A 1091-nucleotide genomic window follows, 5' to 3' on the forward strand; every position below is an offset into this window, starting at 1 on the left:
CACGGTTGACTTACCAGCACCGCTTAAGCCAGTGAACCATAATAAACAAGGTTTTTGCTTCTTTTGATCGGCACGTCGTTCAGCGCTTACTGCCTGATTGTGCCAAACAATATTGTTGCTCATTCTGCATCCTTACTTTTGATCATTATCATGAATCAAGATTACTCAATTCGATAGCTTTTGTCCTTTGCCGCCCATGTCTTTTGATAAAGTTTGAGGGCTTTATCAACAAATCGATTACTGATCGAAATCTGTGGCCATAGATCATCCCAATGGGGGTTAAGTGTTTCGACCATTTTTTGCAAAGTAGGCTCGTCGGTTGTTCTTAGTTCTTTGCAGCGAGTATTTGCAACCAATCTATCTCTATATTCTTCGTAATAGACTAAATCGTCAATACGTGCAATCGGAAATCCGTCGGCATTGAAGTTATTCGCGCGCGAAAAGCGGATGCTTGTAAATAAGCAGTTTGTCTGTTTTACGGTGAGCGAGTGGGTGTATTTTCGTGCAAGTATATAAACGTAGGTCCGAGCCATTACTTCCTCCGTTTAGGCTTTGGTGAGAGTTGCTTGCGCAAGGCAATTCCATGCAACGGGCCAAAGAATAACCAATCTACAGAGAGTGTACAAACTAGCTTTTACTATGGCTCGCTTTATGACAAACTGGTGCATGTTATTCACAATAAAAATTAGCTTCTGGCGAAAAAATAAATGCCCTCTTGCTCGACAGCTCAGCGCTCGTTGACTATAAAAAGCTATAAATAGGGCGCGAAAGATGCCTCAAGCAGTCATTGGATGTGATCTAGGGATAAGCAGGACGTGCTAAAAAACCTTCTCTTTTTACCTCGTTATCAAAAAAGACTTGTTTCATTGCTCATAGATTCCATCTCGCTACCTGTTGCGATTTGGATGGCGTTCTGTCTTCGTCTCGATACTTTTTATGTTCCAGATTCAGGCGCGAGTGTCTTAGCAATGTGCCTTACCGTTGCATGCAGTTTACTGGCATTCACCAAATTTGGTTTGTATCGCGCGGTCATCCGTTACATGAGCAATCATGCCATGAAAGCCGTCGCCGCTGGAGTGAGCGTTTCTGCT

The 1091-nt window shown here is 43.0% G+C and carries 1 protein-coding gene and 1 pseudogene; one reads left to right on the forward strand and one right to left on the reverse strand.

What is annotated here, in order from left to right; translation table 11 throughout:
* Positions 1–161 precede the first annotated feature (161 nt).
* Positions 162–533: a hypothetical protein gene (locus A3762_RS21305; protein ID WP_068754639.1), complete on the reverse strand. Its 372-nt coding sequence runs from the start codon at positions 531–533 to the stop codon at positions 162–164.
* A gap of 333 nt (positions 534–866) precedes the next feature.
* Between A3762_RS21305 and A3762_RS21310 the strand changes: the two are divergent.
* Positions 867–1091 (forward strand): annotated as a pseudogene (locus tag A3762_RS21310) (polysaccharide biosynthesis protein); the annotation flags it as partial.

The sequence above is a fragment of the Oleiphilus sp. HI0125 genome (assembly GCF_001635355.1).

Coding starts and splice junctions, on each gene's coding strand:
- A3762_RS21305 (WP_068754639.1), bottom strand. CDS start 533: ATGGCTCGGACCTACGTTTATATACTTGCACGAAAATACACCCACTCG.